This is a genomic window from Stappia sp. ABD4_338 (assembly GCF_056312175.1).
In genome coordinates this window covers 2,337,269-2,359,717 of sequence record NZ_CM149982.1, presented here as the reverse complement: position 1 = coordinate 2,359,717, position 22,449 = coordinate 2,337,269, and the positions used below count along the sequence as shown (strand labels likewise).

At 62.9% G+C, this 22,449-nt stretch carries 13 protein-coding genes; 10 read left to right on the top strand and 3 right to left on the bottom strand.

Annotated elements, in window-relative coordinates:
* Positions 1 to 53 precede the first annotated feature (53 nt).
* Positions 54 to 7,604: a type I polyketide synthase gene (locus ACYX4S_RS10685; RefSeq protein WP_476360146.1), complete on the bottom strand. Its 7,551-nt coding sequence runs from the start codon at positions 7,602 to 7,604 to the stop codon at positions 54 to 56.
* A 262-nt stretch (positions 7,605 to 7,866) separates the two neighbouring features.
* Positions 7,867 to 8,859 (bottom strand): UDP-glucose 4-epimerase GalE, encoded by a 993-nt coding sequence (galE, locus tag ACYX4S_RS10680; protein ID WP_476360145.1) that lies wholly within the window; start codon positions 8,857 to 8,859, stop codon positions 7,867 to 7,869.
* Between the two features lie 298 nt (positions 8,860 to 9,157).
* Here galE and ACYX4S_RS10675 point away from each other — a divergent pair, with 298 nt between their 5' ends.
* From ACYX4S_RS10675 to ACYX4S_RS10630, 10 genes are all read left to right on the top strand, one after another.
* Positions 9,158 to 10,471 carry a UDP-glucose dehydrogenase family protein gene (locus tag ACYX4S_RS10675; RefSeq protein ID WP_476360144.1) on the top strand — a complete coding sequence of 438 codons (1,314 nt, stop codon included), beginning with the start codon at positions 9,158 to 9,160 and terminating at the stop codon, positions 10,469 to 10,471.
* 47 nt (positions 10,472 to 10,518) lie between these two features.
* Positions 10,519 to 11,343 carry a 3'(2'),5'-bisphosphate nucleotidase CysQ gene (gene cysQ, locus ACYX4S_RS10670; RefSeq protein WP_476360143.1) on the top strand — a complete coding sequence of 275 codons (825 nt, stop codon included), beginning with the start codon at positions 10,519 to 10,521 and terminating at the stop codon, positions 11,341 to 11,343.
* A 144-nt stretch (positions 11,344 to 11,487) separates the two neighbouring features.
* On the top strand, positions 11,488 to 12,393 hold the full coding sequence (gene cysD, locus ACYX4S_RS10665) for a sulfate adenylyltransferase subunit CysD (RefSeq protein ID WP_293721069.1): 906 nt from the start codon (positions 11,488 to 11,490) through the stop codon (positions 12,391 to 12,393).
* Positions 12,394 to 12,404: 11 nt separating this feature from the next.
* Positions 12,405 to 14,315, top strand: a complete 1,911-nt coding sequence (gene cysN, locus ACYX4S_RS10660; RefSeq protein ID WP_476360142.1) for a sulfate adenylyltransferase subunit CysN — start codon at positions 12,405 to 12,407, stop codon at positions 14,313 to 14,315.
* Positions 14,316 to 14,426: 111 nt separating this feature from the next.
* Positions 14,427 to 15,437 carry an ABC transporter substrate-binding protein gene (locus ACYX4S_RS10655; protein ID WP_476360141.1) on the top strand — a complete coding sequence of 337 codons (1,011 nt, stop codon included), beginning with the start codon at positions 14,427 to 14,429 and terminating at the stop codon, positions 15,435 to 15,437.
* 138 nt (positions 15,438 to 15,575) lie between these two features.
* Positions 15,576 to 16,307, top strand: a complete 732-nt coding sequence (locus tag ACYX4S_RS10650; protein ID WP_422070316.1) for an ABC transporter ATP-binding protein — start codon at positions 15,576 to 15,578, stop codon at positions 16,305 to 16,307.
* The gene (locus ACYX4S_RS10645; RefSeq protein ID WP_293721073.1) at positions 16,304 to 17,068 is read left to right on the top strand and encodes an ABC transporter permease; all 765 of its coding nucleotides are present in this window, start codon (positions 16,304 to 16,306) and stop codon (positions 17,066 to 17,068) included. The genes ACYX4S_RS10650 and ACYX4S_RS10645 overlap by 4 nt, the downstream gene beginning before the upstream one ends.
* Before the next feature lie 123 nt (positions 17,069 to 17,191).
* Complete coding sequence (locus ACYX4S_RS10640) at positions 17,192 to 18,031, top strand: class I SAM-dependent methyltransferase (protein ID WP_476360140.1); 840 nt, start codon at positions 17,192 to 17,194, stop codon at positions 18,029 to 18,031.
* Positions 18,032 to 18,214: 183 nt separating this feature from the next.
* Positions 18,215 to 19,630 carry a mannose-1-phosphate guanylyltransferase/mannose-6-phosphate isomerase gene (locus tag ACYX4S_RS10635; protein WP_476360139.1) on the top strand — a complete coding sequence of 472 codons (1,416 nt, stop codon included), beginning with the start codon at positions 18,215 to 18,217 and terminating at the stop codon, positions 19,628 to 19,630.
* 67 nt (positions 19,631 to 19,697) lie between these two features.
* On the top strand, positions 19,698 to 21,197 hold the full coding sequence (locus tag ACYX4S_RS10630) for a phosphomannomutase/phosphoglucomutase (protein WP_476360138.1): 1,500 nt from the start codon (positions 19,698 to 19,700) through the stop codon (positions 21,195 to 21,197).
* 15 nt (positions 21,198 to 21,212) lie between these two features.
* Here ACYX4S_RS10630 and ACYX4S_RS10625 read toward each other — a convergent pair whose 3' ends face one another.
* Positions 21,213 to 22,430 carry a glycosyltransferase family 4 protein gene (locus ACYX4S_RS10625; protein ID WP_476360137.1) on the bottom strand — a complete coding sequence of 406 codons (1,218 nt, stop codon included), beginning with the start codon at positions 22,428 to 22,430 and terminating at the stop codon, positions 21,213 to 21,215.
* Positions 22,431 to 22,449 lie beyond the last annotated feature (19 nt).

Sequence of the window (22,449 nt, the reverse complement as noted above, 5' to 3'; positions counted from 1 at the left end):
TTCGTGTCGTTCCGGCGCGTGGCAGGAACCTGTTCTCGGCGCCAGGACACACCCTAGATAAGTGATTTCATGTCCCTTGCGCGGTTCTTCACATGCTGTTCAAGGTCGCCCAGATCAGCTTCCTCGGCAAGGTCCTCGGTTCTCACATGCTGCAGGAGGCTCGTACGCGATTCCGCCGACAGCGCGGAATCTGTGCCGCCAGCCGCAGCCGCATGTATGCGGGTTGCCATGTCGAGAAGCGTTGCTCCGTTGGCAAGGGACATGAGCGGAATATCGATGCCGAACTGGCGTTCCGCCGCCATGCGGAGTTCCAGCGCCATCAGCGAATCCATGCCGATTTCTATGAGCGGGCGCGCCGGGTCGATCTCGCTGCCGGCGATCCGGAGGATGCCGGAGATCTCCACTTTCAGAAGGTCAACGATCCGCGCTACCGCCTCCTGCGGCGTGAGGCCCTCGATCAGGGCCGCAAGGTCGATCTGGTCGGCCTCCCCGTCACGCGGGTCGGCGCTGAGGCCCAGCCATTCGGCATAGGGTGTCGCCAGAAGGGCGAGGTCCCTGCGGGCTGCGGTCCAGTCGATACGCGCGTAGCCGACAAGCGCGGGCAGGGCAGTCCCGGCCGGACATGAGAGCATGGCGATCAGCCCGTCGAGAGCCTCTTCCGCACGAAGGGCATGGCGTCCGAGCTTGCGGGACAGAAGGTCGCCGACATCGGCGTTGCGCGCAAGGAACCCCGCATCCGAGATCGCCCCCCATGCCACGGCAAGGCCGGGCAGGCCCGCGTGCCGCCGCGCGGCGGCGAGACCTTCGAGGAAACCGTTCGCGGCCACGTAGTTGGCCTGCCCCGGGTTTCCGACAAGCGTCGTTGCGGAAGAGAAGAGCACGAACCGCTCGACGGGATCGCTCCGCGTCAGCCGGTCGAGCAGGGAGGCGCCTGTAACCTTGGGCGCGAGGACCTTGGAAAGTGCCTCGCGTGACAGATTGGCGATCAGCGCATCCTCGAGCACCATCGCGGTATGATAGACGCCAGTGATGGGAGAGCCTGCGTCGGCGCGGATGCTTTCAAGCGTTCTCGCGACGGCTGTCTTGTCGGTCAGGTCACAGGCATGAGCCGAGACACGGACACCGCGCTCGCCCATCTCCGTGATGAGGGCCGTCGCCTCCGGTGTCTCGGCTCCTCTGCGGGAAAGGACGGCGATGTTCCGCGCGCCGCGCCCTGCGAGACGGCGAACGAGCTCCGCGCCGAACCCGCCGAACCCGCCAGCCACAATCTCGATTCCTGCTGTCTCCAGAGAGAGGGGCGCTGCTGCTTCCCGTGTCTCCCGAGATTGCGGCGGACGCAGGATGATCTTGCCCACGTGACCGGCTTGCTGCATCAGCCTGAACGCATCCACGGCTCGGTCCGCCGGGAAGGCTCGATGAGGAAGGGGGAAGAGGGTCTCTTCCTCGAAAAGCGCCATGACGCGTGCCAGAAGCCGCTCGGCAAGACGTGGCTGGTAGGTCAGAAGCTGGTCGGCATCGATCCCGAAATAGCTGAGATTGCGCCGGAAAGGCCTCAGTCCCAGATGGCTGTTCTCGTAGTAGTCGCGCTTGCCGAGTTCCAGGAAACGCCCGAAGGGCTTCAGAAGCTCGATGCTGCGTTCCATCGCCTCGCCGAACAGCGAATTGAGGACGATGTCCACGCCTTCACCGTTCGTAAGGGCCATGACTTCGTCGGCAAAGTCCAGCGAACGTGAGTTCAGCACGTGATCGGCGCCGAGAGACGCCAGTAGCGCGCGCTTCTCAGGAGCCCCGGCCGTGGCGATGACACGGGCGCCCGCGTTGCGTGCGATCTGAAGCGCGGCAAGGCCGACGCCTCCAGCTCCTCCGTGCACAAGCACCGTATCGCCTTCGCCGATCCGGGCGAGCTCGACAAGTGCATAGTAGGCCGTGAGGAAGGCGACGGGGATCGTTGCCGCCGCTTCGGCCGAAAGGGTCTCGGGAGCGCGGACACATCCGCTGCGCGCGACCTTCACATGGCTTGCGAATGCGGAGGACGCAAAGGCGATCACCCTGTCCCCGGCGGCGAGATCGCGCACGTTCGCCCCCACGCGCTCGATGCGTCCGCAGCACTCCATGCCAAGAGTGGGGCCAGCAAAGCCGTCCTCCAGGGCCTCCTCAGGCAACAGGCCGAGCGCCCACATGACATCCCGGAAATTGAGGCCGCTCGCCTCGACGGCGATCTCGACCTCGTCGTCACCGAGAGCTTCACGTGGCGCACGGAGCCAGGTGAGACGATCGAGTGACCCTTGCGCCGGAATTTCGAGCTTCAGCAGGGTGTTGTCCGCTCCGTCACGCGTATCGGGCAACACGGGGCCGCGTGCCAACCGAAGTGCATGGCGCTTGCCGTTTCTAAGGACGATCTCGCGCTCGCCCTCTGGGTCCGCAAACAGGCGACGGATCTCGTCGAGCATCAAGGGTAGGGAGGCTTCCGACAGCTCGCCCGGATCGACAAGGTGCAGGTGCGCGTCCGGGAACTCGTTCATTGCGACACGGGCCAAGGTCCAGAGGCCGGACAGCTCCGCATCCGGCGCATTGGTGTCGCCCGAGTAGACGGCACCACCCGGTGCGATGAGCGCAAGAGGTCCAGATTTGCATAGCCCCGACCGCAGCACGTTCATCAAGCGCCAGGCCAGTGTTTCAAGCGAGGCCGCGGCGTTAGAGGTGTCGTCGGAACGCGCAAGAAGGATGATCCCGCCGGAGGCCGCATCCTGCAGAGGCTCCGGAAGGTCGGTGGCCGTATCGGCATCCAGCGCGATCTGCCAGGACCCATCCGTCAGCGGTGCGGTCTCGGCGCCAGGGACGGCGAGCGTTACGTCGAGGCCGGATCCTGAAAGTGTTTTTCGGAGTTCTGAATGCACTTGCGGATCGACTGTGTTTGCCAGATCCACAAGCAGGACTCGCCTGTGCGGCGCTCTGTCGGTCGACCGGGCGTTCGCGTCGTCCTGCAAGACGGGCTCTTTGTCCTCCGGGGTTGCAGCCGTGGCTGCCCGACGTGCGAGATGCAGTCGGATCGAGCCGTCGCTCCCCTCGACGGGGCCATCGAGCCATGTAACGCAGCCGGGAATATCCCCTCCAGCCGATGGTGCGCCATCACCGGAAAGCGTGTCGATCATGTGCTGGCGAAGGGTTCCGTTCTCCCCGAGCGAGAGGACCCAGCCGCCCGGTGCGATGCATCCTGCAAGAGTGCGAAGGGCAGGTCGATCGCTCATGAAGCGTGATCCAAGCAGGATCACCAGGTCGAAGCCCGCAACACCCTCTCCCGTAAGCTCGGCAAAGGGAAGAAAGCGTGTCGCGGGACGCGCGGCCCAGTTGCGCTCAAGCCGGGCCAGACGTGCATCACTCGTGTCGGTAATCGTGAGCGATACCGTTGAAAGTGGCAGTGCGTGGCTGATCGCCTCATCCGCGGCACCGTTTCCTGCTCCGACCAGAAGCACACGCAAGCTGCGCTCCGCAGTCACGCGAGATGCAAGCAAGCGGGCAATCGCACGGGCTGCAGCCTCAAGCGAGCGGGCACCGGCACCGTCCGTGCGCCAGGCCTCCAGCATTGCGGGAGCGAAGGCGGAGGCATGTTCGCCAATCGAGCCATTCTTGAGCAGGTCGGGCATGACTTCACCCGCCCGCAGAAGCAGGGACGTCTCGATCGCATGGGTTCCGAAGTCGGCTGTCAGCGCCTCGACAAGGTCTGCGGCAGCGGCGGTCTCCGCCGGCGAGGCAAGCTTCCAGCCATCATCCGCTTTTTCCGCAAGACCATGACGCTCCAGCTCTTCAAGGCCCTCGCGGACAAGCGTTGCAAGAGGCTCCTCAAGCGCATCGATATCTTTCGACAGGTCTGCGGACCTGCTCAGTCCCGCAAGGAAGACACTGCGTGCGATTGCATCAAGCAGCAGGGTGTCGTCGGCGGGTTCGATCGCCTCCGCGCTGTCGGACACGACACCGGCATCCGCGATCCATGTCGCAAGGTCGGGCAGAGCGGGGTCGGAGGCGGATTTCCGGTGGTCGAGAGGCGGAAGAAGGCGGGCTTCGACATGATAGGCAAGGTCGTCCGGCCCGCCCACAGGGGCGTGAAGCTGGACCGCCTTGAAGCGCACTCCTGAAAGTCGAGCGACGAGCTCTCCGTCCGCATCGAGAAAGTCGAACCGCGCGAGCAGTGAACGTGGGCTCGCACGTTCCACCTCGATCATGACGTCTGTCGGCGTTGCGCCAGGCTGCACAAGCTGCACCCGGTCGAAACGCACGGGCAGGAAGGACATGTCGCCATCGCTTGTCACGGCTCGTGCCACGAGGGCGAACAGGCCGTGAAAGCCGGCATCGGCAAGCGTCGGATCAAGCGAGAAGTGGGTGTCCAGGTGGACTGCGGTTGGAAACAGGCGGCTTTGGGCGCTTCTGTCACCCATGACCAACGTCTGCTCGACACGGCGAAACGCCTCGCCGTACTCGAGCCCGTTGGCGCGAGTGAGCCGGTAGAGGGCATCAGCCCCGACCGTGGCCGCCTTGGCCGTCTCGGCTCTTGCCTCCGGCTCCGGCGGCTGCGCAAGCGTGCGATAGGTGCAGCGCGCATGCAGGGCCCAGTCGCTGTCCGACAGGCGCGGGCGGGAAAAGAGCTCGATCACCCGGTCATCGGGGGAAAGGCGAACGAGGGTTTCGATGGTCTTGCCCGGGTCCAGAACCAGCGGGCGGAAAATGTCGAGGTTGCGGATCTCGATGCCGTCTTCGCCGCTCCAGTCGCGCGCGGTTGAAAGCAGCATCTCGACATATCCGGTTGCCGGAAAGACGACTGCCTCCTCGACCTTGTGGTCGGCGAGGAAGGGAAGCAGCTCCGTGTCGAGCACATTGAACCAGGTCGGAGTTTCCGCGCGCGGGCGAACACCCGCCAGCGGGGATGTACGCCTTCGTCCACCAAATTTGTCGGGTGTCGCGTCGACAACGCAGGGAACGAGCTGCCAGGGGTAGTGGGGGAGGTCGGGCAGAAAGCGTCCCTCGGGCCCAACATAGAGATCCATGTCGACATGCGCCCCATGCGCGACGAGGCGTGCGGCGACGGTGTCGAGGGTCTCGCCATTGGCAACACGTGGCCCCGGCTGCTCAAAGGACGGCAGAACGGTTGCCTGCACGCCGGTATCGGCGAGTGTGTCGCGCAGGTATGCGGTAAGGATCGGTCTTGGACCGATCTCCATGATGATGTCGATGCCGTCCTGTGCGAGCTTCTCGACGGCGGCGGAGAATCGCACCGGCCGACGGACATTCTCCCACCAGTAGGTGGCATCCGGCGTGGTTGCATCGCTGTCTGGATGAACGGACGAGTGAAACGGGATCCTGGTAGTGTCGCAGGTGATCTCGCCAAGCGTTTCGCGAAGCGGCGCCTCGATCGGGTCGACGAGTGCACTGTGAAAGGGATAGGCGATATCGAGCTTCTTCAGGGCCCAGCGGTTCTGTCGTGCGAAATGTGCGAGACCGTCGATGCTTTCGAGCGGACCCGAGACCGTTACGCTGCGCGGCGAGTTGATGGCCGAAATCTCGAGGCCGGGCAGGCCGGCGGTTTCCAGGGCAGCGCGTGCTTCCGTCTCCCCCAGAAGCAGCGCGGCCATGCCGCCGAGGTCGCGAACAACCTCCTGCTGCGTCGAGCGTGCATGGATGATGCGCACCGCCGTTGGAAGATCCAGCATTCCGCTGCACCAGGCGGCGGCAACTTCACCGACGCTGTGGCCAATCACGGCATCCGGAGAGATGCCTCGTGTCTTGAGCGACTGGACAAGTGAGACCTGCACCGCAAAGAGCAGGGGCTGGGCAACTTCCGTGCGTCCGATCTCCATGTCGAGATCGCGCGAAAACAGCATTGTGACGAGCGACCATCCAGCAACCGACATGAAGGACTTGTCGAGTTCCTCGAACGCCTGCCTGAAGGCGGTATCTCGCTGGTAGGCTTCCTGCCCCATCCCGGCCCATTGGGATCCGTTTCCGGAAAAGGCAAAGGCAAGGCGCTGACCGCGTTGCCTGGCACGGCCGCTGACGGTGTGGGCATGAGACGTGGAGGCCGCGTAGGCCTTGAGAGCATCTTGCTTGTTTGCCGCGCTGCCATGCACGACAAGCCTGTGTTCGTGCATTTCGCGAAGACGTACGGCCGCATCGCTCAGGGCACCGGCTGCGGTGTCATCTGTCTCGAGCCTTTTGGCATACTCCAGCGCGAGCGCGCGAAGAGCTTCCTCCGAACGCGCGGAGATGATCAGCGGCGCGCTGTCGGAGACGGCGCTTTGAGGAGGCGACCGTTTCTGCGCTGGCGAGAACCCCGGGTCCGCAACGACAGCGTGGGCATTCGTTCCACCGAAACCGAAGGAGTTCACTCCCGCAAGCCGCGCTTCTCCCTCACGTGCCGGCAGCGAGAGAGGGGTCGCGGCAACCGAAAGATTAAGCGTTTCGAAATCGATGTTCGGATTCGGTGTTTCGAAGTGAAGGGAGCGGGGCAGGTGGTCATGCGAGAGGGCGAGTATCGCCTTCACCAGCCCGACAAGGCCGGAGACGGGTTCGAGGTGTCCGACATTGGTCTTCGCGGAGCCGATGGGCAGGGGGGCCGTGCGGGCCTGTCCGATGATCGTGCCAAGCGCGTACGCTTCGGCGGGGTCTCCGACCTGGGTTCCCGTTCCGTGCGCCTCGATGAAGGCAAGGCTGTCCGGTGAAAAGTCGTGGTCGTTATAGATCGATGCGAGCAGATCGGACTGCGCCTGGGACGAAGGAAGCGACAGGCCGGCGGTGCGACCGTCGGAATTGGTGCCAGTGGCAATGATCTCGGCCCGCACCCGGTTGGGAGAGACGAGGTCCTTGCGCTGAAGAACAAGCGCGACGGCGCCTTCGGAGCGTACATAGCCGTCGCCATTGGCGTCAAAGGCGCGGCAGAGACCTTCTCGCGACAGCATCGAAGCCCGGGAAAAGCCGATGAAGCTGAAAGGGCTGAGGAGAAGGTTCACACCCGCCACGATCGCGGTGTCGATCTCGCCCGCTTCAAGGGCGCTCACGGCTTCATGAAGTGCCACCAGGGATGACGAGCAGGCCGTATCCACCGTGAAACTCGGACCGCGCAAGTCGAACGCATACGACAGACGGTTCGAAACGATGGAGAGCGTGTTGCCGGTCATCGTGTGGGAATCGACCGAGGAAAGGTCGAACAGCATCTGCTGGTGATAGTCGAGCGCGGATGCGCCGACGTAGACACCGGTCTTGCTGCCGGCCAGATCCGTGGAGGCCAGGCCTGCCGATTCCATGGCCTCCCATGTAACCTGCAGCAATAGCCGCTGCTGCGGGTCGATCTGGGCTGCCTCGCGCGGGGAGATGCCGAAGAAGGCCGCGTCGAACCCGAGGACATTCTCGATGGTACCGGCAGCAAACGTATAGCTGCGCCCCGGTGTGCCCGGGCGCGGATGCAGATACTGGCGTGTATCGAAGCGCTCGCTGTCAATTTCCGAGATTGCGCAACGGCCTTCGTTCAGAAGGGTCCAGAACGCCTCGGTCGATGGTGCCCCGGGGAGGCGAACCGCGATACCGGTGACGACGGAGTTGCGGGCACGTTGTGACATACGATTGATCTTTTTTTGAGAGCTTCGACTTCAAGTGCAGCTTGACCGGATGAGCCGATCAGGTCTCAAGAAGCTCCAGGTGCCATGTCTTTCACTCGACATCGCCAATTTTATCATGGTCCTAGCTGCGTTGTACGTCAGAAAATCTAGTCTCCCCCAAGTTGCGGCATTGCGCACACCTCTAGTACCTCACCGACTAGCCTTCTCAAAGAGGTGATAATGTGACAGTTGGGGAAATCAGGCGCCTGTATACTCAGTATTTTTATTGAGGCGCATTGCGCAGCGTCAGGCGCCGTTCCCACTCCAGAGCATCGCGAACGATACCGGAAAGCTCATCGTGACGGGGCGCCCAGTTCAGAGTCTCGCGGATTGCCGTGTTGTCCGCGACCACCTGTGCCAGGTCGCCAGCGCGCCTTTCCTGGTAGCGCACGGGGAAGTCCGTTCCGGAGACATCCTTGACCGCGCGGATCAGGTCGAGCACCGAAACGCCGTGGCCATAGCCGCAGTTGAGGGCGAAGTTCTCGGGGAACTCGCGAAGGCGCTTCAGCGAGAGGTAGTGGGCGTCGACGAGATCCGTGACATGGATGAAGTCGCGTTCCGCCGTGCCGTCTCGCGTGGGGTAGTCGGTTCCGAAAACCGCCATGCCCTCACGTTTCCCTGTAGCCGCCTCGCAAGCCACCTTCAACAGGTGGCTCGCACCTTCGGTGGACTGTCCGGTGCGCTGCTGCGGGTCGGCGCCGACCACATTGAAGTATCGCAGCGACGCGTACCGGAGAGCCGAGGCGCGAGCGACGTCATCGAGCATCGTCTCGATCATGAGCTTTGAGCGCCCGTATGGCGTCTCGGGTGCCTTCTCGTCGCTTTCGCGAACCGGACGCTCGCCCGTGTCACCGTATATGGCGGCTGTGGAGGAGAAGATAAAGCGCTCTATGCCGCTGGCTACACAGTGTTCCAGCAGGGCAAGCGTGGCGAAGGTGTTGTTGCGATAGTAGCGCAAGGGCTCGCGGATCGAGTCGGGGACAACGACCGAGCCCGCGAAATGAACCACGGCGTCCAGCGGCGCGGCCGCCGAGGCCCTTGCCAGCACAAGCGGATCGTCGATGTCGCCTTCGATGAAGTGAGCGTTGCCGGGAACGGACCAGGCGTGACCGGTACTCAGATTGTCGATGACGACAACCTCTTCCCCGGCATCCAGCAAGCGCCAGACCATGTGGCTGCCGATATATCCGGCGCCGCCCGTGACGAGCACTGCCAAATCCGTCCTCTGCCCCTCTTTAGCTGTGGCCGGAACAACTCGTTACGCGGCGAATTTGCAACTCCCGAAGGTATTAGCGGGTTGACAAACAGGTGGCAAGCGAACAGGAACGCTGCCATCTGATCCTGCCCGCTCGGCAAGCTTCAGGATGTGACGGAAACGTGACAAACTGCCGGTTTTCAGCCGCTTTCCGCGTCGTCGGCGCTCCTGGCGCAGACTGCCAAGGCGTGGCGGTGAGCATGACGACGGCATCGGGTGCCAGCCGGCCGGCGTGGTCGGCAAGGCCGCAGGAGGTCGAATGCGTATCGCGATGATTGGCACCGGCTATGTCGGACTGGTGTCGGGAGTGTGTTTCTCGGAATTCGGCTTCGACGTTACCTGCGTTGATATCGATACCGACAAGATCGCCCGCCTGAACCAGGGCGAGGTGCCGATCTACGAGCCGGGTCTGGACACCCTGATCGAGCGCAATCTCGAAGCCGGCCGGCTTGCCTTCACGACGGATTTCGATACGGCTGTCAAAAAGGCCGACGTGGTCTTCATCGCTGTCGGCACGCCGTCGCGGCGCGGCGACGGTGAAGCCGATCTCACCTACGTCTATGCGGCTGCGCGTCAGATCGCGGCTGCGATGACCCCGGAGACCGTGGTCGTCATCAAGTCCACGGTGGTTGTCGGCACCTGCCGGAAGGTCGCCGAGATCATCCGTGAGGAGCGACCGGGCGTGCCGTTTTCCATCGCCTCCAACCCGGAGTTCCTGCGCGAGGGGTCGGCCATCGAGGACTTCATGCGTCCCGACCGGGTCGTCGTGGGAGCTGAGGACGAGCTTGGCGAGGCGGCCATGCGCAAGCTCTATCGTCCGCTCTACCTTCGCGAGACGCCGATTCTCGTGTCGACGCTCGAGAACGCTGAACTTACCAAGTATGCGGCGAATGCCTTCCTGGCACTGAAGATCACCTTCATCAACGAGGTCGCCGATCTGTGCGAGAAGGTCGGTGCAGATGTGCAGAAGGTCGCCAGCGGTATCGGTCTCGACAAGCGCATCGGCGGCAAGTTTCTTCACGCGGGGCCGGGATTCGGCGGGTCGTGCTTTCCCAAGGACACGACCGCGCTTGCTGCGACCGGACAGCGCCACGGAGCGCCGCTGCGTCTCGTAGAGACGACAATCGCGGTCAACGAGGCGCGCAAGCGTGACATGGCCGACAGGGTTCTGGCCGCTCTCGGGCCCGATCCGAAGGGAAAGCGCGTCGGCATTCTCGGCATCGCGTTCAAGCCCAACACCGACGACGTGCGCGATGCGCCGTCGCTCGTCATCGTTCCCGCCCTTCAGGAGGCCGGTGTCGAAGTGGTCGCGCACGACCCCGAAGCGCGAGAGCAGGCAGAGCCGTTGCTCCCCGGCCTTGTCTGGTGCGACAATCCCTACGATGTCGCGGACGGGGTCGACGCTCTCGCGATCATTACCGAATGGAACGTCTATCGCGGCCTGTCGCTTGCCGATATCGCCGGGCGGATGCGCGGTCGCGATGTGATCGACATGCGAAATGTCTGGCAAGCCGCGGATGTGCATGAGGCGGGCCTTACCTACCGGGGAATAGGGAAGCGCGCCGGTCTTTGAACGACTTGTGCGTGCTCCCGGCACAATAGGTCGAGGGAGATGAGGCCATGGCGCCGACACGGGACATGGAATGCCTGCGCGGGATGTGCGAGGCCGCCGGTCGCGTGATCCTCGACCTCTACGAGGTCGGTGTCGAGGTTGAGCGCAAGTCCGACGAGAGCCCGGTAACGGAAGCTGACCGAAGAGCCGAGGCCGTTCTTCTGGAAGCCTTGGCGACTGCGTATCCGGGGGTGCCGGTGGTGGCCGAGGAGGCCGCCGCTGCAGGCCGGATCCCTGAAATCGGTGACCGCTTCTTTCTCGTCGATCCGCTCGACGGAACACGCGAGTTCGTGTCCGGGCGGGGTGAATTCACCGTCAATGTCGCGCTTGTCGAACATGGCGTGCCCGTCCTTGGGGCTGTGTATGCTCCCGCTACGGGTGGGATGTTCGTTGGAGCCTCCGACACCGGGGCCTTCGAGCTTGCCGGTGGGGGCTGGAAGCGATGCCAGGTCCGGATGCCGGCACATGAGCCTCCCGTTGCTCTTGCAAGTCGGTCCCATGCCGATGCCCAGACCGAAGAGCTGCTAGGCGCTCTGGGGGTGCGTGAGCGCGTCAGCGTCGGATCGTCTCTCAAGTTCTGCCTTCTCGCTCGCGGAGAGGCGGACTTCTATCCGCGTTTCGGACGTACGATGGAGTGGGACACCGCTGCCGGGCATGCCGTGCTCACTGCCGCGGGCGGTGTGGTGACGGGCATTGAGGGTGCACCGTTCCGCTACGGCAAGAGAAACCAGGCTCACGACACGGATTTTGCCAATCCCGGGTTCCTGGCTGCCGGGGACCCGACACTGATACGTGGCGCGAGCATATTGGTCGAGGGAGCGAAGGCTCTCTGATCTTCTTCGCAGCGATTTTTTAAGGACGGACGTTTCCCCGGAAAGCTGTTCCTCGCTTGCGTCTAATTGTCCGCCTATCTCCTTGGGTGATTGTCGCAGGCGGTTTTTCGGTCCGTCGTCGACTCGGGAAGATAGGATATGGTCATGTCCAACAGAAAGAGCCAGCTCCACCGTCTGGAGGCGGAGTCCATCGAGATCATCCGTGAGGTTGTCGCCGAAATGGCGAACCCGGTGATGCTCTACTCCATCGGCAAGGACTCCAGCGTCATGCTGCACCTTGCCCGCAAGGCTTTTTATCCCGCTCCGCCTCCGTTTCCGCTGCTTCATGTCGACACGACATGGAAGTTCCGTGAGATGATTGCCTTCCGGGACCGGATGGCGGCCGAGGCGGGGATGCAGCTCATTACGCACACAAATCCGCAAGGGCTTTCCGAGGGCATAAATCCCTTCGACCATGGTTCTTCCTATTATACGCAGGTCATGAAAACCGAAGCCCTGAAGCAGGCGCTGGATGCGCACGGCTTCGATGCGGCCTTTGGTGGTGCGCGGCGGGATGAGGAAAAGTCGCGCTCCAAGGAACGGGTCTTTTCCTTCCGCACGGCCTCCCACGGGTGGGACCCCAAAAGCCAGCGTCCCGAGCTCTGGTCGCTCTTCAACACGCGCGTGCGCTCGGGCGAGTCGCTTCGCGTGTTCCCGCTGTCGAACTGGACCGAGCTGGACATCTGGCAGTACATCCGCGCGGAAAACATCCCGATCGTGCCGCTCTATTTTTCCGCGGAGCGCCCGGTCGTTGAGCGTGACGGTCAGCTCATCATGGTCGACGACGACCGGATGCCGCTGCGCGACGGCGAGACCCCGCAAATGCGCCGGGTGCGGTTCCGCACACTTGGGTGTTACCCGCTGACATCGGCGATCGAGTCCGGAGCGGACACGCTCGATGGCATCGTTACGGAAATGCTCGTGGCACGGACCTCCGAGCGCTCGGGACGCATGATCGACCACGACGACGCGGCGTCGATGGAAAAGAAGAAACGCGAAGGCTATTTCTGAGGACCGAGGCGATGACCCAGGCACTGACTTCGGCGGTTCCTTCCGCCGACGCGCTCGACACGCCTCTTGCTGTCGACATTCTCGCGGATCACGAACAAAAGGGACTGCTGCGCTTTCTGACCTGCGGCAGCGTGGATGACGGCAAATCGACGCTGATCGGCCGGCTGCTGCACGACACGAAGAAGGTTTTTGAGGATCAGGTCGCGGCGCTTAGGAAGGACTCCGTCCGTTTCGGGACCCAGGGGGAGGAGCTGGACTTCGCGCTTCTGGTCGACGGTCTGGAGGCCGAACGCGAGCAGGGCATTACCATCGACGTTGCCTACCGCTTTTTCGCGACCGAGGAGCGCAAGTTCATTGTGGCCGACACGCCCGGCCATGAGCAATACACGCGAAACATGGCGACAGGGGCCTCGACGGCGGATCTGGCCGTCATCCTGATCGATGCGCGCAAGGGAGTGTTGCCGCAGACCCGCCGCCATTCCTTCATCGTGTCGCTGCTCGGCATTCGCCACGTCGTCGTGGCGGTCAACAAGATGGATATTGTCGGATACGCGCAGGAGACCTTCGCTGCGATCGAGGCGGACTATCGTGCGTTTGCCGAGGGGTTCGGCTTCGAGAGCATCGAGGTGATCCCCATGGCGGCGATCACTGGCGAGAACCTCACGCGTCGCGCGCCGTCCATGTCCTGGTATGAAGGTCCGACCCTGCTGGAGCATCTGGAAACCGTCCGTATCGATGCCGATGCGGTCAACGGCCCGTTCCGTATGCCTGTTCAGTGGGTCAACCGTCCAAATCTGGACTTTCGCGGATATGCCGGAACCATTGTCAGCGGCTCGGTTCGCCCCGGCGACAGCATTGCGGTCGCCGCGTCCGGTCGTCTTGCCACCGTTGCACGGATTGCCACGATGGGAGGTGACCTTGAGGAGGCCACGGCAGGTGATGCGGTGACGCTGACCCTTGCCGAAGAGGTCGACATCTCGCGTGGCGATGTGCTTTGCCCGCCGGACCAGCGTCCGGAGGTGGCGGACAGGCTCAGTGCACATGTGATCTGGATGGGGGACGAGCCTCTCGTTCCCGGTCGCCGGTACGCCGTAAAGGTCGGCAAACGCCTGACTTCGGCGCTCGTGACAAGGATCGTGCACGGCATCGACGTGAACACGCTTCAGGAAGATGCGGCCGAAACCCTGTCTCTCAACGAGATCGGCTTTTGCGAACTCGCGCTTGCGACCCCGGTCGCCTTTGATCCCTATGAGGTCAATCGGGATACTGGCGCCTTCGTCCTGATCGATCCGCTGTCCAATCAGACGGTCGGTGCCGGCATGATCTGGCGTTCGCTGCGCAAGGCGGACAACATCCACCGTCAGGCCTTCGACATCGATCGTGGCGCCCGCTCGGAACTGACCGGCCATAAGCCGCGTGTGCTCTGGTTCACGGGGCTTTCGGGGGCCGGGAAATCGACGATCGCAAATCTCGTTGAGCAAAAGCTGCATGAGAAGGGAAGGCTTACCTTTCTTCTCGATGGAGACAATGTGCGGCATGGTCTGAACCGGGATCTCGGTTTCTCCGAGGAAGACAGGGTCGAGAACATTCGCCGTGTCGGAGAGGTGGCGAAGCTGTTCACCGACGCCGGTCTGATCGTGCTCGTGTCCTTTATCTCCCCGTTCCGTTCGGACCGGAAGTTGGCACGTGACCTCTTCAGGGGCGACGAATTCGTAGAGATCCATGTGGACACGCCGCTCTCGGTTGCGGAGGACCGCGATCCGAAGGGGCTGTATCGCAAGGCGCGAGCTGGTGAGATCCGCAACTTCACCGGCATCGACAGCCCCTATGAACCGCCGGAATCTCCTGAATTGCACCTCGATACGGTGCACCGTTCGGCCGAGGAACTGGCCGAAGACGTGATCCGGTATCTGAAGCTGTGACCCGTTTTTGGGCGTCGCTGCTCAAAGAGTGTGCGGCGTCCAAATCTGCTTGATTTGTGTGCATGGTCGCGGCAGTCTCACTGGCGAAACAAAAAAGCCAGTGGGGTACTCATGCGTCGACTTATTGGACTTGCGCTTGCCGCCAGCCTTGCCGCGCCGGCGGCGCTGGCCGACACGGATGTTAAATTCACGCTCGACTGGAAGTTCGAAGGACCGGCGGCGCCGTTCTTCATCGCGCTCGACAAGGGGTATTTCGCTGACGAGGGGGTGAACGTCACCATCGACAGCGGAGCCGGGTCTCGTGAATCCATTCCTCGCGTCGCGACCGGTGCCTACCAGATGGGTTTCGGCGACATAAACGCGCTCATCAAGCTGATTGACGAACAGCCTGACCTCAAGGTGAAGGCCGTCATGATGGCCTATGAACGCCCGCCCATCGCCATCATCGGTCGGGTCAGCCAGGGCGTGACGGACGACCCGAAATCCCTTGAGGGCAAGACGCTCGGCGCGCCCCCGCCCGATGCCGCCTTCGGCCAGTGGCCGGCTTTTGCCGAGGTTGCCGGTCTCGATACGTCCAAGATTACCATCGAGAACGTTGGTTTCCCGGTTCGCGAGCCCATGCTCGCCCAGGGGCAGGTCGACGCGATCTTCGGCTATTCCTTCTCCTCGGTCCTGAACCTCAAGGCGCAGGGCATTCCCGCCGATGACATCTCCACGATCCTCATGGCGGAGAAGGGCCTCGACCTGTACGGCAATGTCGTCATGGTCAATACGGACTTCGCGGAGGAGAATCCCGACGCCGTCAAGGGTGTGGTTCGCGCACTCGTGCGTGGATACCTTGACGCGATCGCCGATCCAGCGGCTGCCATTCCCCATGTGCTCGAGCGCAATGGCGTTCTCGACAAGGATACCGAGATCGAGCGTCTTCAGATGGCGGTTGATGGGTCCATTGCGACGCCGGCTGCCCGTGCAAACGGCTTTGGCGGCGTGGATATGGAGAAGCTCTCCAAGTCCATGGACTATCTCAAGATTTCGATGGACGTGAGTGACACGCCGCCTGCGGCCGAACGCGTCTTCGACGCATCGTTCCTGCCGCCGCTCGAAGAGCGCATGATCAAGTAACCCGACCTGTCGCGGTACCGCGCCCCGTGTCGGGCGCGGTGCCGCGCCATGATCTGCATGAGAGTGGGGGGCGACGTGACCGGATTTGTCGATCTTCGTGATGTGCGTCTGTCCTACGGGGCAGGCGGTGGAGAGGGAATGCTTGCGCTCGACGGACTCAACATGTCCGTGCGCAAGGGTGAGTTTTCCGCTGTTGTCGGTCCGTCGGGTTGCGGAAAATCCACCTTGATGAAGCTGGCCACGGGTCTGATCCGACCTCAGGAGGGTACGGTCGAGGTGGCCGGGAAGGAGGTGGATGGCCCGGTCTCGGTTGCGGGAATGGCCTTCCAGAACCCGTCGATGCTTCCGTGGCGCACGACGCTCAAGAACGTGATGTTGCCGCTGGAGATCGTCCAGCCGCATCGACGCAAGCTTTCTCGTGAATATTCAGCCTATGTCGAACACGCGGAAGGACTTCTGGCGATGGTCGGTCTGGCCGGGTTCGGTGAGAAGTTTCCGTGGCAGTTGTCGGGCGGAATGCAGCAGCGCGCCAACCTGTGCCGTGCTCTTGTTCATGACCCCCAACTCCTGATGCTGGACGAGCCTTTCGGCGCGCTCGATGCCTTTACCCGCGAGGAACTCTGGCAGGTCATCCGGGATCTTCATGCCGAAAAGGGCTTCACCGTCGTGCTGGTGACCCATGACCTGCGTGAGGCGGTGTTTCTGGCCGATCGGGTTTTCGTGATGAGCGCGCGCCCCGGCAAGATCATCGTCGAACGTGAGATCGGGTTCGAGCGCCCGAGACCGATCGACCTTACCTATGAAGCTGAATTCAACGACATCGTTCACGAGTTGCGTGGGCATATCGCGGAAGCGAGGGCTGCGGCATGATCGATGAACGTACCTGGCTCAAGGCTGCGCCCTGGATCTGGACCATTGCGCTGTTTCTGGTGTGGGAAGGTGCTGTGCGGGCCTTCGGGATCGCCGTGTTCATCCTGCCCGCTCCGAGCGACATCTGGGTTGCCATCGTAAAATACTGGACGGTGATCTGGACGAACTCCCTGCAGACCCTTTTCACCACCACGGTCGGGTTCCTGCTGGCCGTCGTCGGCGGCCTTGCCCTTGGGCTGGCGATAGGCTGGAGCCGCGCCATCTATGCCGGTCTCTATCCGCTGATGATCGGCTTCAATTCCGTTCCCAAGGTCGCGGTCGTGCCGATTCTGGTGATCTGGTTCGGCATCGGAACGGTTCCCGCTGTCTTGACGGCCTTCCTCATCGCCTTCTTCCCCATCGTGGTGAATGTGGCGACCGGTCTCGCGACCATTGAACCGGAAATGGAGGATGTTCTTAGAGCGCTGGGCGCGAAGAAGATGGACATCATGCTCAAGGTCGGCATTCCGCGTTCGATGCCCTATTTCTTCGGATCGCTGAAGGTCGCGATCACGCTCGCATTCGTGGGGTCGGTGATTTCGGAGACGGTGGCCGCCAATTCCGGACTTGGTCACATGATGCTGGCGGCGCAGTCCCAGTTCAACGTGCCGCTGGTCTGGGCCGGGCTGGTGGCACTCGCCGTGCTGGGCATCGTCATGTACGCGATCATGGCGTGGCTCGAGATGCGTCTCACAGGATGGGCGCACCGCGGCAACCGATGAAAGGCTGACGCTATCCGGCTGTCGGATATCGGCGGGCAATGATGCCCGCCGCGTTGCGATCACGGTCGTGCTAGGGTATGGGCGGAAGGCAATCTCGCAAGCTGCCGCAGGTCCCTGTCCCGGATGTCCTTTCTCTTCACGCTGAAACGCCACTTCCAGAGACGTCTCCCGAGGCCTCTGCAGCGCAAGCTTCAGCAGACAATCTATGTCGTGCTCTATCGCCTCTCGCCCGCGCGGCATCAGAACTTCTTCAACAGCGGATACGCGCCGGTGTCCGAATGGCTGAAGACCTGCCCTCCCTTCGACAGGGAACCGCTGCAAGCCACCCTGTATGACCGCGTGCTCGACGGTTGGACGGACGCCTCGGGGGCTTCGCCGCGTTCCATACTCGACATCGGCTGCGGTCTTGGAGGCGGAATGCGGGTGGCCGCTCACCGGTTTCCAGGAAACAGCATCGTGGGACTGGACGTCAACGCGACCGCCGCGAAGGTGGCGCGACGCCGCCTGCGGGAGTTGGACGGTGCCCGTGTCGAGATCGGGAATGCCCTGTCCCAGCCGTTCGAGGACGGGCGGTTCGATATGGTCTTCAGCGTTGGTGCGGCTGGCTACGTCGGGCTCAAACCGTTTATGAAGGAGGCGACACGGGTGCTTGCGCCGGGCGGTGTCCTGTCGTTTTCGACCGGTTACACCGATGCCGGTTTCGAAGAGCATCGCCTCATGGTCCAGGCGGAAGCCGGACGGCTTGGTCTCGAGCTTGTCGAGGTCACGGATATCACCGCGAATGTCTTTGCCGCGATCGATGCCGATGTTCCGCGCCGCAAGGCGCTGATCGACCGGGTGCCCTGGCCGTTCCGGGGTTATGCGCTTGCCTGGGCGGACATGCCCGGCAGCATGCGCTATCAGGAGTATGTGGACGGCAGGCGGCTGGACTATCTCGTCGTTTGCCGGAAACCGGAAGCCTGAGAACGTCACCCGTGACGGGAGGCGCGACTTTGGTGTGTCGCAAAGTTCTGCTTCCTCGACGTCCGCCAGCCGGTCGGGATGGTGCGGGGCGATGTTGACGGGACCAATCGAAGGTGATTTCCAGAATACAAGCATCATCTTGCGGCGATTCCCGAGTGGCGCCGTCTCCGACGGGGGACCCCAATGACCATCATTCCCTGCATACTGTCGGGCGGATCGGGATCGCGGCTGTGGCCCATGTCGCGCTCCATGCGGCCGAAACAGTTCCTGCCGATGTTTGACGGTGAGAGCCTGTTCCAGAAAACCCTGAAGCGGTTTGCTTCCGACCATTTCGCGAGCCCGCTCGTCATCTGCAATGCCGACCATCGCTTCCTTGTCGGTGAGCAGATGGCCGGTGCCGGCCGGTCCGGGGGCTCGATCGTTCTCGAGCCCATCGGGCGAAACACCGCCGCGCCGGCCGCGCTCGCTGCCCTGCTTGCATTCGAACAGGACGACGACGCGCTCGTGCTGCTGGCGCCGTCCGACCACCTTGTTGCGAGGCCCGACCTGTTCGTCCGGGCGGTCGAGGCGGCGGAGCCGGCGGCACGCGCGGGCAATATCGTCACTTTCGGGATTTCGCCGAGCGAGCCCAATACGGGTTATGGCTACATCCGGCTCAAGCCGGAAGAAGGCGACGTGCGGCCTGTCGAGGCTTTTGTCGAAAAACCCGACCGCCAGCGTGCGGAAACCTTCCTCGCGGACGGCAACTATGTCTGGAACGCCGGGATCTTCCTGTTCTCCGCCCGTGCGATGATCGAGGAATTCGAGCGTCAGGCGCCGGAGGTTCTCAGCGGCACGCGGGCAGCGTTGGCAGGCGCGCGCAGGGATCTCGACTTCCTTCGTCTCGACGCCGAGGCTTTTGCCGCTGTTCCCGATATTTCCATCGATTATGCGATCATGGAGCATTGTGAGCGCATCATGTGCGTTCCTGTCGACCCCGGCTGGAACGATCTGGGATCCTGGTCAGCCGTCTGGGAGACGCTTGAAAAGGGTGAGGAGGGAAACAGCGCTCTTGGGGAGGCGATGTTCCTCAAGGCGCGCGACAATCTCGTCATCAGCGATGAAGCGCTCGTGTCCGTGATCGGCCTGGAGAAGGTGATGGTGATTGCGACGAAGGATGCGGTTCTCGTCGCAAACCAGGACAACGCACAGGACGTGAAGACGATCGTCGACCGGCTAAAAGTCGATGGGCGTCGGGAAATCCGCGAGCACCGCAGGGCCTGGCGGCCATGGGGATCGCGTGAGGAGATTGCTTCCGGCGAGAGGTTCCAGGTTCAGGAGATCGAGATCAAGCCGGGAGCCTCGCTGACTGAACAAAGCCATGTCAATCGCGCGGAACACTGGGTTGTCGTTTCCGGGACACTGGAGATCACGATTGAGGGCGAGCGCCATCTTATAACCGAAAACCAGTCTGCTTATGCCCCGGTCGGCGCGCGTCACAGGCTTGCCAATCCGGGGCGCGTCGCGACACGTGTCATCGAAATCCAGTCGGGCGCCTATATCGGTGACGACGACATTGTCCGCTATGCGGACGAGGGAAGCGAACCATCCGGGACTTGAGGCGTTTGATCGGGGACCGCCTGTCAATCACGCCCGCCCATTTGCAGGACAACCTGAGGAACCATCCATGCTGCCAGTTCCAGTTGCCGACCTGAAGCCGAATACCTATGCCTACGAGTCGTCGCCGCTGGTCAAGCCGACGGGGTTTCGCGAATACGACGCCCGGTGGCTGTTCGAGAAGGAAATCAACCTGATGGGCATCCAGGCCCTCGGGCTTGGTATCGCCACCTTGATGCACGAACGCCAGGTGCGGCCGGAGATCGTGGTCGGCCATGATTTTCGCGGCTATTCCTCCTCGATTAAGATGGCTCTCGTCGCCGGACTGATGGCCGGTGGCGTGAAAGTGCATGACATTGGTCTGGCGCTCTCGCCGATGGCCTATTTCGCGCAGTTCGCGCTTGATGTTCCGGCGGTGGCGATGGTCACCGCGTCGCACAACGACAATGGCTGGACCGGCGTCAAGATGGGCATCGACCGTCCGCTGACCTTCGGACCGGACGAGATGGGCCGGCTCAAGGAAATCGTCCTGAACGGTCTCTATCAGGAAGGGAAGGGCGGGACTTACCGCTTTGTCGAGAACTTCCCGGACCGCTATTTCGAGGATCTCACGAACCGGGAAAAACTGTCGCGCCCGATCCGCGTTGTCGCGGCCTGCGGCAATGGCACCGCCGGCGCCTTCGCGCCGCGCATCCTCGAGGCACTCGGGGCCGAGGTCATCCCGCTTGATTGCGAACTCGATCACACGTTCCCGCGCTACAATCCGAATCCCGAGGACATGAAGATGCTTCATGCCTTGCGGGACAAGGTTCTGGAGACGGGTGCTGAGGTCGGACTGGGGTTCGACGGCGACGGCGACCGTTGCGGCGTGGTCGACAACGAGGGCGAGGAGATCTTCGCCGACAAGGTCGGTGTCATGCTCGCGCGTGACCTGTCCGCGCTGCACAAGGGCGCGCGCTTCGTCGTCGATGTGAAGTCGACCGGGCTCTTCGCGACCGATCCCGAGCTGTTGGCCAATGGAGCCGAGACGGACTACTGGAAGACCGGTCACTCCTACATCAAGCGCCGGGTCAACGAACTCGATGCGCTGGTCGGCTTCGAAAAGTCCGGACACTATTTCTTCAATGCACCGATCGGTCGCGGCTACGACGACGGTCTCGTCTCGGCGATCGCGATCCTCGACATGCTGGATCGCAATCCGGGGAAGACAATGGCGGATCTGCGCCGCGCGCTGCCCAAGACGTGGGGATCTCCCACCATGTCCCCGCACTGTCCGGACGAAATCAAGTACGAGGTTGTCGATCGCGTTGTCGCCCGGGCCCGTGACATGAGCGACAAGGGCGAGAGCTTCTCGGGTCAGAGAATTACGGATCTCGTGACTGTGAACGGTGTGCGCATCGTCACGGAGGACGGGACCTGGGGGCTTGTGCGGGCCTCGTCGAACAAGCCCGAGCTTGTCGTTGTCGTCGAGAGCCCGGTGTCCGAGGCGCGCATGCGCGAGATGTTCAAGGCCGTCGATAAGCTCCTGCGGGAGAACGATGAGGTCGGCGACTACAACCAGACCATCTGATCCTCTGCGCGCGGCTCAGTCGAGCTCGAGTCGCGCGCAGACCGCGTCCATGTGCGACGACCAATCCGGTGGCCTGTAGTCGGTCAGGCGTTCGACCTGTGCGGCCCGTCGTGCGGAGCCCGGTTCCGAGTAGTCCTGAATGGCCTCGCGCCACGCCGGTCCGTCCAGGGGGGAGAGGAGTTCCGGAGCACCGCCCCCGATCTCGCGGAAAGCACCGATGTCGGAGGCGATTGCGGGAACGCCCCGCGCCATGGCCTCCGCGAGCGGAAGCCCGAAACCCTCCGTGAACGAAGGAAAGAGCAGGGCGCGCGCGCCGTCGATCAGGGTCGTCAAATCCGTGTCCGGCATGTCCGAGAGCTCCCGGACGTGCCCCTTGAGAGACGGACAGCGATCCAGCATGTCGAAGACGGCTTCCGCTTCCCAGCCCCGGCGTCCGACGATGACGAGCTTGGGCACGCTTGCGAATGCCTCTTTGCCGGCTGAATGCACCATGTCCCGCCAGAGGTTCAGCAGCAGGAGATGATTCTTGCGTGCCTCGATCGTCCCGAGCACGACGAAGTAGGGCCTTTTGCCATCTGGGCTTGAATCCGATGTGGACCGGCTTGAAGGCGCATGTGTCTCGATGCCGAGATGCGAGACGAGAATTTCCGGTGCCTCGAGATCCAGCGCTTGCAACTGTTGGTGAAAGTGATCCGCGGTGTCTTGTGAATTTGCGATCACAAGCTTCGCATGACGGGACATGGTTGTGATGCGGGCCGCGTGTCGGCCGACCTGGGCAGGCACCACATATTCCGGATGCGTGAGTGGAATGAGGTCGTGCAGCAGGCAGACGCATTCCGCCTCACCGCTTCGCGACAGGCGCTGGACCGTGCCGCCTGGCATCAGTCCGCGATGATCCAGACAAAGGAAGAACGGCGGATGTGTCTGCTTCTCACGCGATGCAGGTGAGAAAAGTGCACCGGCGATACCTTCGGCGATTGCCCGCTGGCGGGATGGCGCCGGCCCATGCCCCCCGTTCCGCCATCGCGATGCGGTCGCATCCAGGACGCTCCTCGCAAAGGCGGGGCGATACCGGATCGTCCTTCCGGCGAATGTGTCCACGCAGACCACGCGCTCGCCGAACCGCGCTCTCAGTTCGCGCTCGTAGGCGAGAACCACGCGGTCGACCCCGGTTGGTGTGGAACGGTTCAGGCGCCGGACGAGACGGCCGATGTCGATCAGAATCTCGCGCATTGATGTCCTTTTGCACGAA

Excerpts from the sequence above, each read along its gene's own strand:
- ACYX4S_RS10685 (WP_476360146.1), bottom strand. The coding sequence starts at position 7,604 with ATGTCACAACGTGCCCGCAACTCCGTCGTCACCGGTATCGCGGTTCGC.
- ACYX4S_RS10675 (WP_476360144.1), top strand. The coding sequence starts at position 9,158 with ATGCGTATCGCGATGATTGGCACCGGCTATGTCGGACTGGTGTCGGGA.
- cysQ (WP_476360143.1), top strand. The coding sequence starts at position 10,519 with ATGGCGCCGACACGGGACATGGAATGCCTGCGCGGGATGTGCGAGGCC.
- cysD (WP_293721069.1), top strand. The coding sequence starts at position 11,488 with ATGTCCAACAGAAAGAGCCAGCTCCACCGTCTGGAGGCGGAGTCCATC.
- cysN (WP_476360142.1), top strand. The coding sequence starts at position 12,405 with ATGACCCAGGCACTGACTTCGGCGGTTCCTTCCGCCGACGCGCTCGAC.
- ACYX4S_RS10655 (WP_476360141.1), top strand. The coding sequence starts at position 14,427 with ATGCGTCGACTTATTGGACTTGCGCTTGCCGCCAGCCTTGCCGCGCCG.
- ACYX4S_RS10650 (WP_422070316.1), top strand. The coding sequence starts at position 15,576 with ATGCTTGCGCTCGACGGACTCAACATGTCCGTGCGCAAGGGTGAGTTT.
- ACYX4S_RS10645 (WP_293721073.1), top strand. The coding sequence starts at position 16,304 with ATGATCGATGAACGTACCTGGCTCAAGGCTGCGCCCTGGATCTGGACC.
- ACYX4S_RS10640 (WP_476360140.1), top strand. The coding sequence starts at position 17,192 with ATGTCCTTTCTCTTCACGCTGAAACGCCACTTCCAGAGACGTCTCCCG.
- ACYX4S_RS10635 (WP_476360139.1), top strand. The coding sequence starts at position 18,215 with ATGACCATCATTCCCTGCATACTGTCGGGCGGATCGGGATCGCGGCTG.
- ACYX4S_RS10630 (WP_476360138.1), top strand. The coding sequence starts at position 19,698 with ATGCTGCCAGTTCCAGTTGCCGACCTGAAGCCGAATACCTATGCCTAC.
- ACYX4S_RS10625 (WP_476360137.1), bottom strand. The coding sequence starts at position 22,430 with ATGCGCGAGATTCTGATCGACATCGGCCGTCTCGTCCGGCGCCTGAAC.